The organism is Micromonospora sp. NPDC049366 (genome assembly GCF_044466625.1).
GTDB lineage: Bacteria > Actinomycetota > Actinomycetes > Mycobacteriales > Micromonosporaceae > Micromonospora.
In genome coordinates this window covers 158,767-172,763 of sequence record NZ_JBITMV010000014.1, presented here as the reverse complement: position 1 = coordinate 172,763, position 13,997 = coordinate 158,767, and the positions used below count along the sequence as shown (strand labels likewise).

General features: G+C 73.6%; 14 protein-coding genes. 9 read left to right on the top strand and 5 right to left on the bottom strand.

The genetic code is table 11. From position 1 onward, the window contains the following. The first annotated feature begins 184 nt into the window (after positions 1 to 184). Complete coding sequence (locus tag ACIBTV_RS20890; protein WP_396707167.1) at positions 185 to 1,282, top strand: branched-chain amino acid aminotransferase; 1,098 nt, start codon at positions 185 to 187, stop codon at positions 1,280 to 1,282. A 74-nt stretch (positions 1,283 to 1,356) separates the two neighbouring features. On the opposite strand, the gene ACIBTV_RS20885 is transcribed toward ACIBTV_RS20890, so the two are convergent. Together ACIBTV_RS20885 and ACIBTV_RS20880 are read right to left on the bottom strand one after the other, a co-directional pair. Further along, positions 1,357 to 2,106, bottom strand: coding sequence for a tyrosine-protein phosphatase (locus ACIBTV_RS20885; RefSeq protein WP_396707165.1), 750 nt, complete (start codon positions 2,104 to 2,106; stop codon positions 1,357 to 1,359). Between the two features lie 51 nt (positions 2,107 to 2,157). Next, complete coding sequence (locus ACIBTV_RS20880) at positions 2,158 to 2,616, bottom strand: PRC-barrel domain-containing protein (protein ID WP_396707163.1); 459 nt, start codon at positions 2,614 to 2,616, stop codon at positions 2,158 to 2,160. 327 nt (positions 2,617 to 2,943) lie between these two features. Between ACIBTV_RS20880 and cimA the strand changes: the two genes are divergently transcribed. Further along, positions 2,944 to 4,524 carry a citramalate synthase gene (gene cimA / locus ACIBTV_RS20875; protein WP_396707161.1) on the top strand — a complete coding sequence of 527 codons (1,581 nt, stop codon included), beginning with the start codon at positions 2,944 to 2,946 and terminating at the stop codon, positions 4,522 to 4,524. A 104-nt stretch (positions 4,525 to 4,628) separates the two neighbouring features. Here cimA and ACIBTV_RS20870 read toward each other — a convergent pair whose 3' ends face one another. Then, the gene (locus ACIBTV_RS20870; protein ID WP_396707159.1) at positions 4,629 to 5,618 is read right to left on the bottom strand and encodes an endonuclease/exonuclease/phosphatase family protein; all 990 of its coding nucleotides are present in this window, start codon (positions 5,616 to 5,618) and stop codon (positions 4,629 to 4,631) included. A gap of 360 nt (positions 5,619 to 5,978) precedes the next feature. On the opposite strand from ACIBTV_RS20870, the gene ACIBTV_RS20865 reads away from it, so the two are divergent. From ACIBTV_RS20865 to arfB, 7 genes are all read left to right on the top strand, one after another. Further along, the gene (locus ACIBTV_RS20865) at positions 5,979 to 6,479 is read left to right on the top strand and encodes a hypothetical protein (RefSeq protein WP_396707158.1); all 501 of its coding nucleotides are present in this window, start codon (positions 5,979 to 5,981) and stop codon (positions 6,477 to 6,479) included. Between the two features lie 254 nt (positions 6,480 to 6,733). Continuing rightward, the gene (locus tag ACIBTV_RS20860; RefSeq protein WP_396707156.1) at positions 6,734 to 7,783 is read left to right on the top strand and encodes an AAA family ATPase; all 1,050 of its coding nucleotides are present in this window, start codon (positions 6,734 to 6,736) and stop codon (positions 7,781 to 7,783) included. A gap of 26 nt (positions 7,784 to 7,809) precedes the next feature. Next, a complete protein-coding gene (locus ACIBTV_RS20855) occupies positions 7,810 to 8,796 on the top strand; it encodes a DUF58 domain-containing protein (protein WP_396707244.1) in 987 nt (328 codons plus the stop codon). Next, the gene (locus ACIBTV_RS20850) at positions 8,793 to 9,752 is read left to right on the top strand and encodes a VWA domain-containing protein (RefSeq protein ID WP_396707154.1); all 960 of its coding nucleotides are present in this window, start codon (positions 8,793 to 8,795) and stop codon (positions 9,750 to 9,752) included. The genes ACIBTV_RS20855 and ACIBTV_RS20850 overlap by 4 nt, the downstream gene beginning before the upstream one ends. Before the next feature lie 67 nt (positions 9,753 to 9,819). After that, a complete protein-coding gene (locus ACIBTV_RS20845) occupies positions 9,820 to 10,686 on the top strand; it encodes a S1C family serine protease (protein ID WP_396707152.1) in 867 nt (288 codons plus the stop codon). 110 nt (positions 10,687 to 10,796) lie between these two features. Then, a complete protein-coding gene (locus ACIBTV_RS20840) occupies positions 10,797 to 11,108 on the top strand; it encodes a hypothetical protein (protein ID WP_396707150.1) in 312 nt (103 codons plus the stop codon). A 9-nt stretch (positions 11,109 to 11,117) separates the two neighbouring features. After that, positions 11,118 to 11,543, top strand: a complete 426-nt coding sequence (arfB, locus tag ACIBTV_RS20835; protein WP_396707148.1) for an alternative ribosome rescue aminoacyl-tRNA hydrolase ArfB — start codon at positions 11,118 to 11,120, stop codon at positions 11,541 to 11,543. Between the two features lie 63 nt (positions 11,544 to 11,606). Here arfB and ACIBTV_RS20830 read toward each other — a convergent pair whose 3' ends face one another. Together ACIBTV_RS20830 and ACIBTV_RS20825 are read right to left on the bottom strand one after the other, a co-directional pair. Then, a complete protein-coding gene (locus tag ACIBTV_RS20830) occupies positions 11,607 to 12,497 on the bottom strand; it encodes a 3-methyladenine DNA glycosylase (RefSeq protein WP_396707146.1) in 891 nt (296 codons plus the stop codon). Between the two features lie 36 nt (positions 12,498 to 12,533). Then, positions 12,534 to 13,880, bottom strand: a complete 1,347-nt coding sequence (locus ACIBTV_RS20825; RefSeq protein WP_396707144.1) for an LPXTG cell wall anchor domain-containing protein — start codon at positions 13,878 to 13,880, stop codon at positions 12,534 to 12,536. Between the last annotated feature and the right edge of the window lie 117 nt (positions 13,881 to 13,997).

Genomic DNA, 13,997 nt, shown 5'->3' with positions numbered 1-13,997 from the left:
TTCCGGTACGCGCCGAGCGCCGCCCGGGTCGACCGCGGCCCCGCCGCGGCGCCGCCCGTTCGGCGTGCTCGGCCGGCCCGGGCGGCGCTACCCGCTGAACGAACGTTCGGGGTAAGTTTTTTGAGCACCAGTGAAGTCGGCGTGCGATCCCGCATGCCGTCCGTCCCGCAGGGAGGTCAGCGCGATGAGCGGTGGTGACAAGCTCGACTTCGAGATCCGTCCGAATCCCGCGCCGGTATCCGCCGCGGACCGGGCCGCACTGCTGGCCAACCCCGGATTCGGGCGGGTCTTCACCGACCACATGGTGACCATCCGCTACGCGGAGGGCAAGGGCTGGTACGACGCCCGGGTCGAGGCGCGCGCCCCGATCCCGATGGACCCGGCGGCCGCCGTCCTGCACTACGCGCAGGAGATCTTCGAGGGGCTGAAGGCGTACCGCACCGCCGACGGCGGCGTGACGATGTTCCGCCCGGAGGCCAACGCGGCCCGCTTCGCCGCCTCGGCACGGCGGATGGCGATGCCGGCGCTGCCGGAGGGCGCGTTCGTCGACTCGCTGCACCGGCTCATCGAGATCGACCGGGAGTGGATCCCCACCGGCCCGGACGGCAGCCTCTACCTGCGGCCCTTCATGTTCGCCAGCGAGGTCTTCCTCGGGGTCCGGCCGGCCAACGAATACCTCTACGTGGCGATCGCCTCGCCGGCCGGCGCCTACTTCGCCGGTGGGGTCACGCCGGTGAAGGTCTGGGTCTCGCCCGACTACACCCGGGCGGCGCCCGGGGGCACCGGCGCGGCCAAGTGCGGCGGCAACTACGCGGCCTCCCTGGCCGCGCAGGCCGAGGCGATCGAGCACGGCTGCGACCAGGTGGTCTTCCTCGACGCGGTGGAGCGCCGCTTCGTCGACGAGCTGGGCGGCATGAACGTGTTCTTCGTCTACGACGACGGCACCGTGGTGACCCCACCGCTGACCGGCACGATCCTGCCCGGCATCACCCGCGAGTCGGTGCTGACCCTGGCCGTCGAGGCGGGACACCGGGTGGAGGAGCGTCCGGTCACGTTCGACGAATGGCGGGCCGACGCGGCCAGCGGCCGGCTGCGCGAGGTCTTCGCCTGCGGCACCGCCGCGGTCATCACGCCGATCGGTGAGGTCCGCTACCCGGAGGGCGAGTTCCGCATCGGTGGCGGTGAGCCCGGTCAGTTCACGATGGCGCTGCGTCAGCGGCTGGTCGACCTCCAGCGGGGCAACGCCCCCGACCCGCACGGCTGGGTGCAGCGGGTCCTCTGAGTTCGCCGATCACCCGGCCCTCTCCTCCCGCCCGGGAGGGGAGGGCCGGGTGCTTTTTCGGCGGCGCCCGGCGGTCAGGCCAACAGGTGCTCGCGGAGGCCGGCGAGCTGCGCGTCGGTGACGCCGGCGTGGCGCAGGTAGCCCTCCACCGAGCCGTGCCCCAGCCTCAGCTCGGCCAGGAAGAGGCGCATCGCGTCGGGCGGCGAGGCCAGGAACGGCAGCGGCACGTCCACACCCGACGGGGTGCTGGCGACGACCCAGTCGTGGAACCGCTGCGAGGCGCCGCTGCTCAGCGCGTAGTCCTCGGCGATCACGTCGTCGGCCACACCGAGCACCGCGAGCGTGAGCGCGCAGACGATGCCCGTGCGGTCCTTCCCCGCCACGCAGTGCACCACCACCGGGGCGCTGGTGGAGTCGGCGATCAGCCCCACCGCTTCGGCGAGCCCGGCGGTCCCGGTCTGCGCGAGGTCGGCGTACCGGTCGGCCAGGTAGCGGGCCAGGTCGGTTCCGGGCTGGTGCGGCGTCTCGTCCCACTCGGCGTGCTCAGGGTGGATGTGCCGCCAGGCCAGGCCGTCCCAGTCGGGGACGCGGCCGTCGCGCTCCACCTCGTAGGGGCGGCGCAGGTCGATCACCGTGCGGACGCCGAGGGCGGTGAACGCCGCCCGGTCGGTCTCGTCGAGCCGGTGCAGGGAGTCGGAGCGGTAGAGCCGGCCGCTGCGCACGGCGCGGCCGGCGTGGCCGGTGTAGCCACCGACGTCGCGAAAGTTGAACGTCGCGGAGAACGGGATGTGCCGGTTGATTTCAGAGGCATCCACGCCAGACACGGTACCGGCCGGTGGGGCAACGCCCCACCGGCCGGCGAACAGGGAGAACCGTCACCTGGCGGTACCCGGCGGGATGGCCGCGTACGTGTCGCCGTAGTAGCCACCGAGCTTGTCCCGGTAGGCCGGATCGGTGTCGGCGGTCTCGTCGAACTCGGGCGCGGCCTTGATCTGGTCCTTGCTCCGGTCGACGTAGACCTTCCGCTCGTCGTGGTCGACGTGGTTGACGGTGCCGGCAGGGATCATGACCTTCTTGCCGAAGATCCACGGACCGGTGTCGACCACGAGGTAACTGGAGTTGACCTCGTGGCTGGCCCGGTCCACCTTGCCGATGCCGCCGTCACCCGCCTCGACCTTGTAGCCCACCAGGTCGACGCTGGCCACGCCCGCGTCGTCCCGGTAGCGCCAGGGGTCGAAGGTGCCGCCGGGCGTGCCGCCCGGGAAAGCACCCTGGCCGCCCGGCGCGAGCGGATCCGGCGTCCCGTGGGTCGTTCGAGGGTCGAGCCGCTCCATGGCGTTTCACTCCTCTTCTCGACTGATCGGGGGTTGGTGCCCTGTCAGCCCCATGTCCTACCCGGTGTCGAGATCGCTACACCTGGCGGTCGGAAAGTGCGGTTTCTCGTCCCGGGATGTGGATTGTTTCTCCCAAAGAGCGGAGCGAGGTGGCAGAGTAATCATCGTGACCAGCACCGCCCTGCTTATTGGTAACTAGCGCGCCGGCTTCCTCTCCGCCGAGCGCGCAGACCTCCCGCATCCGCGGGGGGTCTTTTTGTTGCTCGCGGTGGTCCGTCCGGCGCTGCCCCGCCCGCGTCCCCCAGTCCGTGCAGAGAGAGGCACGCCATGAGGTTCCAGGTCTACGACACGACGCTGCGCGACGGCGCGCAGCGCGAAGGACTCACCTACTCGGTGGTCGACAAGCTGGCGGTGGCGCGCCTGCTGGACGAGTTCGGGGTGGGCTTCATCGAGGGCGGGTGGCCGGGGGCGGTGCCGAAGGACACGGAGTTCTTCCAGCGGGCGCGCAAGGAACTCGACCTGCGGCACGCGGTGCTCGTCGCGTTCGGCGCGACCCGCCGCGCCGGCCTCGCGGTCACCGAGGACCCCCAGGTGCGGGCGCTCCTCGACGCGGAGACCCCGGCGGTGGCGTTGGTCGCGAAGGCCGACCTGCGGCACGTCGAGCGGGCGTTGCGCACCACCGCTGCGGAGAACCTCGCGATGATCCGCGACACGGTGGCGCACCTGGTCGCCGAGGGGCGCCGGGTCTTCGTCGACGGTGAGCACTTCTTCGACGGCTACCGGCACGACCCGGCGTACGGCGCGGCCGTGGTGGAGACCGCGCTGGCCGCCGGCGCCGAGGTCATGGTGCTCTGCGACACCAACGGCGGCATGCTTCCGTCCCAGGTCACCGCGGCCATCAACGACCTGACCGAGCGGCTCGGTGTCGCGCCCGAGCGGCTCGGCATCCACTGCCAGAACGACACGGCCTGCGCGGTCGCCAACACGATCGCCGCCGTCGAGGCGGGGGTCCGCCACGTCCAGGGCACCGCCAACGGCTACGGCGAGCGGCCGGGCAACGCGGACATCTTCGCGGTCGTCGCCAACCTCCAGCTCAAGCTCGGGCTGCCCGTCCTACCCGACGGCTGCCTGGAGCAGATGGTGCGGGTCTCGCACGCCATCGCCGAGATCGCCAACATCGCCCCCGACACCCACCAGGCGTACGTCGGGGCCGCCGCCTTCGCCCACAAGGCGGGGCTGCACGCGAGCGCGATCAAGGTCGACCCGTTGCTCTACAACCACGTGGACCCGTCGGTGGTGGGCAACGACATGCGGATCCTGGTGACCGAGATGGCCGGCCGGGCCAGTGTCGAGCTCAAGAGCCGCGAGCTCGGGCTGGACCTGGCCGGCCATCCGGACACGCTGTCCCGGGTCACCCGGCGGGTGAAGGAGCTGGAGGCGGGCGGCTGGTCGTTCGAGGCCGCCGACGCCTCGTTCGAGCTGCTCGTCCGCTCCGAGCTGCCGGAGGGGGCGCCGGCGCGACCGTTCGCGCTGGAGTCGTACCGGGTCCTGGTCGAGCACCGGGAGGACGGTGCGGTGGTCTCCGAGGCGACCGTCAAGATCCGCGTACGGGGCGAGCGCGTGATCGCCACCGCCGAGGGGAACGGCCCGGTCAACGCGCTGGACGAGGCGCTGCGGGTGGGGCTGGCCCGGCACTATCCGGAGCTGCTCGGCTTCGAGCTGGCCGACTACAAGGTGCGGATCCTGGAGGGCAGCCACGGCACCGGTGCGGTCACCCGTGTCCTGGTGGAGACCGCCGGAGGCGGCCGTGACTGGACCACCGTGGGTGTGCACCCCAACGTGGTCGAGGCGAGCTGGCACGCCCTCGTCGACGCCCTCACCTACGGCCTCTCCCACGCCAAGGTCTGACCCCCTCGCTTCGTTGATCATGCAGTTGTGGTGCCAGGAGCGCCCCGATCCGCCCCGGTCGTCCACCACCACAACTGCATGATCGCCGCGAGTCGGCCCGGGTGTCAGGGGAGGCGGAGGGTGGCCAGGACCGGGCGGTGGTCGGTGCCGGGAAGGTCCAGCACCTCGACCCGCTGGACGGCGACGCGGCGGTCGACAAGGACGTGGTCGATGGTGACCGGCGGGATCAGGTCGCCGTCGTACGGGCCCCAGGTGCCGACGAGCCCCTGGCCCGTGGCGTCGGCGGCGTCGACGTAGCCGGTGCTCAGCAGCGCGCGCAGCGGTGCGTGGTCCAGGGTGGCGTTGAAGTCGCCGGCGAGGATCCGCAGTGGCCCGTCCGGGGTGGCCGGGGGCTGTGCGGCCAGGTCCTCGTGCCAGAAACCGAGCTGGTCCAATGCGTACGGGGCGGCGGGGTGCGCCGACTCGACGTGCACCGGTGGCGCGCCGGGGACCGCGACCGTGGCGTACGCCTGCGTGAAACCCCAGCCGCCGCGGTGCCTCCGGACCCCCGGCTCGCTGACCGGAAAGCGTGCGTAGAGGCCCGATCCCGGGGTGCCGACCAGCGGGTTGAGCTGCCGGTGGGGCAGCAGCCGGTCGAGCCCGAGCCGGTCGAGGTCGGCCTGCGCGGCGGGGGTGAACTCCTGCACCACGAGCACGTCCACGTGGTGCCGCCGGACCAGGTCGACCAGCACCGCCGGATCGGCGGCGCCGGCGAGGAGGTTGGCGGTGAGCAGCCGTACGGTCGGCCCGGTGGCCGGGGGCGGCTCGGCGGCCACGGCCCGGGGCGCCACCACGGCGAGCAGCGCGACGGCCGTGACCGCCGCGACCGCCGCCGCCCACCGACGTCGCAGGGCGAACGCGAGCACCACGGGCAGTGGACTCCAGGCGGCGACGTACGGGGTGAAGGCGAGCGCCTGCACGGCCGGCCCCCGGTCGAGGCCGGCCAGGCGGAGCGCGGCCCAGAGCGCGGCGGGGGCCACGGCGAGCCAGCAGAGGGTGGTCGCCACCCGACCGGGCCGGGTGTCGGCAGCCGGCTTCCCACCGTCGACGATCATCCGAGCAACCTACCCCGACGCGGGCGGTGCCCGTCGTCCCGCCACACCATTTCATGAATGGTCGACCATTCACTTTTCGCAATTCCGGGAACGCTTTCAGGGCACCCGGAAAGGTGCGCTCCGCTATTGACGCCCCACATTTTGCGGTGCTACGTTCCACGTGGCTGGAGCCCCGAAACGCTGAGTAGTAATACCTGCTCAGCATGGGTGCAGGTCGCGTGAGGAGCGATATTTTACGGTGCGGTAGATCCAATTTCCTCGGCGGTTGACCAACGGGACCCTCCGGCAATGGGAAAAGGGCACCATCCGTCCCGCCCCGCGGGTCGGCCGAATTCGCACGGTCACACAAGGGGGACCACCATGACCATTTCCTTCCGACGTAAGGCGGCTGCGGTCACGTTCGCCGTCCTCGGGCTCACCCTGGCCGGGGGCGGGATCGCCATCGCCCAACCGGCTGCGAAGGCGCCCGAGGCCGTCCAGCCCGCGGCCCGGGCCAACGGCTCGCAGCCGCCGGTGTCGGCGGAGTCGGCCCGCGTCTCGCGGGCGCTCACCGCCAAGGCGACGACCCTCGCCGCCACCACCACGCTCACGATCGTGAACGCCAACGGCACCAAGGCCCGGGGTACCGGCACCGTCATCAAGTACGGCGTCGGTCAGTACGAGGTCCAGTTCGGCTACGTCGTCACGGGTGGGGTGTACGTGGCCACCATCGGGCGGCCCGACTCCTGCTGCGTGCCGCCGTCCGGTGAGGTCTCCGTGGCGCCGCGGCTCCAGACCCCCAACGGGGTCTTCGTGCAGACCCGCAACTCGGCGGGCGCGGCGGCGGACCTGCCGTTCCACCTGGTCGTTCACCTGTCCTGACCCGCACCGACGTCGGCCCCCGCGCGATCCCGCGCGGGGGCCGCGCCGTGTCCGCCCCCAGCGGCGGGTGTGACGCGCCCCGGTGGGGGAAGAGCCCCACCGCCGACGGCTGCCGCTGCCCGGACGCGTGGCTCCTGCCGGCCCGACCCGTCCGTCCCTCGCTCGGGCGGGTTGTCCCGTTCCGGGGTTGAAACGGCCGCTCCGGCGCTGATAATCCGACGTTTGTCCGACCATCGGCCCGGGAAGCAAGCACCGTGACGGACATCTCGGACACCCTGGCCAGCCTGCCCAGCGCGGTCGAAGCCGAACCGGCACCGGCCGACCTGGAACAGACCCTCATCGAGGTCAGACGCGTGATCGTCGGGCAGGATCGGCTCGTCGAGCGCCTACTCACCGCCCTTCTCGCCGATGGGCACTGCCTCCTGGAGGGGGTGCCCGGCGTGGCCAAGACGCTCGCCGCGCAGACCCTCGCCACCGTCGTGGGCGGCACCTTCTCCCGGATCCAGTTCACCCCCGACCTCGTCCCCTCCGACATCGTCGGCACCAGGATCTACCGGGCGTCGCAGGAGACCTTCGACATCGAGCTGGGCCCGGTGATGGCCAACCTCGTGCTCGCCGACGAGATCAACCGGGCCCCGGCCAAGGTGCAGTCGGCGCTGCTGGAGGCGATGGCCGAGCGGCAGGTCTCCATCGGCGGGCGCACCTTCCCCGTCCCCTCGCCGTTCCTGGTGCTCGCCACGCAGAACCCGATCGAGTCGGAGGGCGTCTACCAGCTGCCCGAGGCGCAGCGGGACCGGTTCCTCATGAAGGTTGTCGTCGACTATCCGAGCGACGCCGACGAGCTGGCGATCCTCTACCGCATGAGCACCGACCGGCCCACGCCGCACCGGGTGCTCGACCCCGACCGGCTGCGTCAGCTCCAGGAGCGCGCCGAACGGGTCTTCGTCCACCACGCGCTGGCCGAGTACGTGGTCCGGCTCATCCTGGCCACCCGCGACCCCGGGCGGTTCGGTCTCCAGGACGTCGAGCCGCTGCTCGCGTACGGGGCGAGCCCACGGGCCACCCTGGGCCTGGTCGCTGCCGCACGCGCCCAGGCGCTGCTGCGCGGCCGCGAGTACGTCCTGCCGGAGGACATCCGGGAGCTCGCCCCCGACGTGCTCGCCCACCGCCTCGTGCTCTCGTTCGACGCGATCGCCGACGGCGTGACCGCCGAGTCGGTGGTGCGCCGGCTGGTGGAGGCCGTGCCCCCGCCCCGGCTCGCCGCGCAGCCCGAGCAGGCGTCGTCGGACCTGGCGGCGGCATGAGGCGCGGGGTCACCGCGGCGCCGCCCGTGCCGGTGGATCCGGGCCTCGCCGAACTCGCCCCCGACGAGCGTCTGCGCCGGCTGGAACTGACCGTCCGGCGGCGGCTGGACGGCCTGCTCCACGGCCAGTACCGCGGACTGCTGCCGGGGCCCGGCAGCGAGCCGGCCGGCAGCCGCGAGTACCGACCCGGCGAGGACGAGGTGCGCCGGATGGACTGGGCGGTGACCGCCCGGACCGCGGTGCCGCACGTCCGCGAGGTCGACGCGGACCGGGAACTGACCACATGGCTGCTGGTGGACGGCAGCCCGAGCATGGAGTTCGGCACGGCCGAGCTGGACAAGCGGGAGTTGTCCGTCGCGGCGGTGGCCGCGATCGGCTTCCTCACGGCCGGGGTGGGGAACCGGCTCGGGGCGCAGGTGGTCACGTCGTCGGGGCTGCGCGGGTTTCCGGCGCGCGGCGGGCGTACGCACCTGTTGAGCCTGCTGCGAACCCTGCTGAACGCACCGCGCAGCGGTCTGCGCGACGGGCCCGGCGTGCCCGCGTCGCCGGACCTGGCCGACGCGCTCGCCGCGGTGCACCGGGTGGCGAACCGGCGCGGCCTGGTCGTCGTCGTCTCCGACTTCCTCGACGGCCTGCCCGACGATCCCGACGAACCACCGCCCTGGGAACGGCTCCTGCGCCGGCTCGCCGTCCGCCACCAGGTGCTCGCCGTGGAGGTGACCGACCCGCGCGAGCTGGAGCTGCCCGACGTCGGGCTGGTCACCCTGGTCGACCCGGAGACCGGGCACCGCCGCGAGGTGTCCACCTCGGACCGTCGGCTGCGGGACCGGTACGCGGCGGCCGCCGCGGCCCAGCGCGACCAGGTACGCCAGGTGTTGCGCCGCAGCGGGGCGGGTCACCTGGCGTTGCGTACCGACCGGGACTGGTGCGCCGACATCGTCCGCCACGTGCAGTCGCACCGGCGTCTGGCGGCGGCCGCCGCCCCGGGCGCGGGCCGGGGAGGTCTCTCGTGACCTGGCTGTCGCCGGCTCGGCTCTGGCTGTTGCTCGGGGTGCTCGCCCTGGCGGCGGCGTACCTGCTGATGCAGCGACGACGCAGCCGGTACGCCGTCCGCTTCACCAACCTGCGGCTGCTCGACCGGATCGCGCCGGAGCGACCGGCCTGGCGCCGACACGTACCCGCCGGACTCTTCCTCGCCATGCTGGCGCTGCTGGTGGTCGGTTTCGCCCGACCCACGGCGGAGGTACGCGTGCCACGCGAGCGGGCCACCGTGATGGTGGCGGTCGACGTCTCGACCTCGATGCTCGCCACCGACGTCGACCCGGACCGGTTGGCCGCTGCCAAACAGGCGGCGAGCCGCTTCGTCGACGGCCTGCCGGAGGAGTTCAACGTGGGGCTCGTGGCGTTCGCCGGCAGCGCCGCGGTGCTGGTGCCGCCCGGCACCGACCGGGAGCGCCTGCACGAGGGCATCGACCGGCTCGCCGAGGGGATCACCGGCGTGCAGGGCACCGCGATCGGCGAGGCGATCAACACCTCGCTCGGCGCGGTGAAGGGCCTGGACAGTCAGGCGGCCAAGGAACCACCACCGGCCCGGGTCGTGCTGCTCTCCGACGGCGCCAACACGTCCGGGCTCGACCCGATGGAAGCCGCCGCGGCGGCGGTGGCCGCCAAGGTGCCGGTGCACACCATCTCGTTCGGAACCCCGAGCGGCTCCGTCGACCGGGGCGGGCGACCGATCCAGGTGCCGGTGGACGGGCAGACCCTGCAGGCGGTCGCCGACGAGACCGGCGGCATGTTCCACCAGGCGAGCACGACGGAGGAGCTGCGCGCGGTCTACGACGACATCGGCACGTCGGTCGGCTACCGCACCGAACGGCAGGACGTCTCCGCCCGGTTCATCGGTCTCGGGCTGGTGCTCGCGATGGGGGCGGCGGCCGGCTCGATGCGCTGGTTCTCCCGCCTGCCCTGACACCCGGCGACCGGTGCCGTACCCGGCCAGGTCACCCGCTCAGACCCGCCCGACGTGAGGAGTACGCATGGCTGTACAGACCGGACTGGGTGAGCCGCGCGGTCCGTGGTTCGTCTCTCCGGAGCTGGACCCGGACGGCCGGTACGGGGACGCAACCGGGTCGGCACGCGAGGCCGCCGCCCGACGCTGGCGGCGTCGGCTGCTGGCGGGGCTGGCCGTCGTGGCCCTCTCCGCGGCCTCGGGCGCCGCGGCCGGCGGCTGGGTGGCGAGCCGCGACGGGGAACCGGGACCGGCCGCGGCCTCGGCGGCTCCCGTGCCGGCGGAGCTGGTCACCGCGGCCGAGCGGACCGTGCCGGGGGTGGTGTCGGTGATGGTGGGCGGTGGCGGCTCCGGTGCGGCGACCGCCACCGGCTCCGGCTTCGCCGTGGACAACGAGCAGCACATCATCACGAACGACCACATCCTGGCCAAGGGCGGCGGCGGATCGGTCACGGTCGAACTGCCCGACGGCCGCCGGTACACCGCGGAGGTGGTCGGCCGCGAGTCGAGCAGCGACCTGGCCGTGCTCAAGGTGCCGCCGAACGCCGGGCTGGCGCCGTTGCCGCTGGCCAAGCCGGGGTCGACCCGGGTGGGCGAGCCGGTGCTGGCCGTCGGGTCGCCGCTCGGCCTCGCCGGCACCGTCACGGCCGGGATCGTCAGCGCGTTGAACCGTCAGGTGCGGCTCGGCGCCAACCGGCACACGGCGGTGCAGACCGACGCGTCCATCAACCCGGGCAACTCGGGTGGGCCGCTGGTGAACGCGCGCGGCGAGGTGGTCGGGGTGAACACCGCGATCGCGACCATCGACGGCAACGGCTCCATCGGCATCGGGTTCGCCATTCCGATCGAGCAGGTGCAGCAGACCGCCGACACGATCATCGGCAAGGGCGGCTGAGCTGCGGGTACGGCTCGTTTGCGCGGCGTGGGAACCCGATTACTGTCGGATATCCGGCCAGGGAGCATCGGGCCATGGAAATATTACGCTGAGTGTGGATACTGGCGTGGGTGGAAGGTCCTCTCATCGCGGTCCTCCTCCTGGTGGGCCTGCTCATCGGATCAGGTGTGGGGTCGGCCTACACCCGCGCGCGGCGCGGCTGGGCCGACTACCAGACGGCGAAAAAGGGTGTGCCGGGCGCGCGGAAGACGGCCTGGCTGCTGATCCGCGCGGTCACCACGAAGATCGGCGTGATCGCCCTGCTGCTGATCGGCGCCGTCGCGTACGCCGCGGTCGGCTCCGACGACGAGACGGCGGGCCCGGCGCCCAGCCCGAGCGTCACCGGTCCGGCCTCGACGGAAAGTGAGCGGGCCGGGCGCTAGCCTCAGGGGGTGGATGGCGGACTGCGGGTGACCGAACGGTGGGTCGTTCCGCCCACCGAGCTACGGGAACGCTTCTCCCGGTCGTCCGGCCCCGGCGGACAGGGAGTCAACACCGCCGACTCGCGGGTCGAGCTGAGCTTCGACCTCGCGGGCTCGCCCAGCGTGCCAGAGACGCTGCGGGCCCGCGCTCTGAGCCGGCTCGCCGGGCGGCTCGTCGACGGTGTGCTCACCATCGCCGCGAGCGAGCACCGGGCGCAACTGGCCAACCGCGAGGCCGCCCGCGAGCGGCTCGCCGCCCTGCTGCGCGAGGCCGTGGCGCCGCCACCCCCACCACGTCGACCGACCCGCCCGTCCCGGGGCGCCAAGGAACGCCGGCTGGCCGAGAAGAAACGCCAGTCGCAGCGCAAACGGGACCGCCGCGTCGACGGCGACTGACCACCCGGTCCGGCCGCAGCCGAACACGCCGCCGAGACCGGCCCGTGCGAGGTGGCGCGCCGGTCAGGCGTCCGACCCGGCCAGGAGCTTCTCGCACTCCGCGATGAGCCGGGCCCGCAGCGGGGCGGCCCGCTCGGCGAACGACCGCTGCGCCCGCGCGTACTCGTGCCGGCCCTCGGCGGTCTCCACCCGCACCGGCGGGTAGCCCAGGTCGGCGAGGTCGTACGGGCTGGCCCGCATGTCCAGCGTGCGGATCTCCCGGGCCAGCGCGAAGGCGTCCGCGACCAGCTCGCTCGGCACCAGCGGGGAGAGCTTGTAGGCCCACTTGTAGAGGTCCATGTTGGCGTGCAGACAGCCCGGCTGTTCGTGGGCGTGCTGGGTCTCCCGCGTCGGGGTGAGCAGGTTCAGCGGGCGGGCCGGCGCGGTGAAGAACCGGTACGCGTCGAAGTGGCTGCACCGGATCCGGTTCGCCTCCACCGTCCGCGCGGTCTCCTCCGGGCTGAGCCGCAGCGGCCAGGCGTTGTGGCGTACCTCCGCCTGGGTCTGCCGGTAGACCATCGCCCACTCGTGCATCCCGAAGCACCCGATGTGCGGCGGGCGGTCCGCCGTCGCGGCGAGCAGGGACCGGATCCAGCGGATCGACTCGGCGCGCCGCGCGCGTACCGCCTCGGTGTCGACGGTGACCCCGGCGGGCCCGGCGCGGTAGTCGCGGCCGAACTCGGCCGGGTCGGCGTCGCGCAGCGCCACCCCGGCGCCCGGATGCCAGCGGCGCAGCTGCGCCGGGCGGTGCGAGTAGTAGGTGAAGAGGAAGTCCTCCACCGGATGCTTCTCGCCCCGCCTGCGGCGGGCCAGGTGCGGGGTGAGCCAGGCGTCGACCCGCTCCTCGTGCGCCCGCCGGCGGGCCCGCCAGTCCGCCGCGTCGAGCGCGGTGGGGGAGGCGAGGGCGGCGGTCACGGACCCCAGGGTACGACCGCCGTCCCGCGCCCGACGTCAGGGCATGTTCACCCGGACCCCGGCGGAGAACACCCCGCTGCGCAGCTCCAGCTGTTGCGGCGGGTCCTGCCCGTCGACGGTGAAGACGAGCGGCAGCACGACCCGGCTGCCCGCGGCCACCGGCTGGGCGAAGACGTCCCGCCCCAGGTTGGCCCGCCGGGTGGCCTCCTCGTCGACGCCCACCCACCGGCCGCCCGGCAGGTACGCCCGCTGCAACTGGCCGTGCCAGGCCTGGTGCTCCGGCGTGAGGTTGCGCACACCGACGGTCGCCTGGCACTGCCGCCCGGTGGCGGCGCCGGCCGCGCAGGCCACCCGGTAGACGGTGAACTCGAACGCCGTCTCCCGCAGCGGCATGCCGACCGGACCGGCTGCGCCCTTGCCCCGCCACCCACCGCTGGTCGGCTGGCTGTCCGGGTCGACGGCGGCGACCTGGCGGGTCGCGGTGAAGCCGGCCACGCCCACCACCGCGGCGAGCACCAGCACGGAGGCACTCACCAGCAGCCACACCGGTGGCTTGCGCCGCCGGGTCACCGCCTGCGGCGCCGACGGGCGCGGGTAGATGGTGCCCCGCCCCTGGCGGGGGTCGTTCGGCGGCGGCGGGGTGCCGGCGGCGAGAGCGGCGGCCACCGGGCGGCGGCGCCGACGCCGCCACACCCACCAGCCGAGGCCGGCGAGCAGCAGCACCCCGGCACCCACGCCCGCCAGCACCGGGGCCTGTTGCCAGGGCGGCGTGCCGTCGGCCCGACGCACCGGGCCGCCCGCCGCGTTCCAGGTGGCGGTCGCGCAGTCGTACGGCCGGTTGCCGTCACTGGTGAAGGCGCAGGCCGGCGCGGTCACCGCCTGACCCGTCGGGGCGCCGGCGAGCGACGTGTTCAGGGTGGTGACGCTCCGCGCCGGGAGCTTCAACCGCCACGTCACCTCACTCGCGGACTGGCCGGCGACCGGGCCGGCGTGACCGCCGGCGGTGATGACCGACGCTTTCGCGCCCGCCGGAAGCTCCTGCCGGATCGTGGTCTCCACCGGGGAGTTTCCGCTGTTGCGGACGTGGATCCGGTAGGCCGGGGCCGGCGTGGGCGCCGGCGCGACGGCCACGGTGACCGGCGGCTTCGGCGGTGGCGGCAGGGCCTGGGTCGGTGTGGGCACCGCCGGTGGCGCCGCCGGCATGCCGGGCTTGGCCGAGTTCGCCGACTCCGACGGTGTCGGGTCGGGCGCGGCCACCGCCGGTCGCGGCTGTGCGGCTGCCGGGTCGGGCACCACCGCGGGCAGCGCCGGCACGGCGGCGAGGATGCCGAGGCAGTGTACGAACACCGCGAGGGCCTTGTGGTGTCGTGTCGATGCAGGCATACGAACGAACCTCCGGAGCCGACGCTAGGGGCGCGGTCACGTCGTGCGGGTACGAAGTCGGGAAACGAGCCCCGGTCACCCGCCGGTCGCGTAGGCTGACCCGCCGCGGCGGGGCCC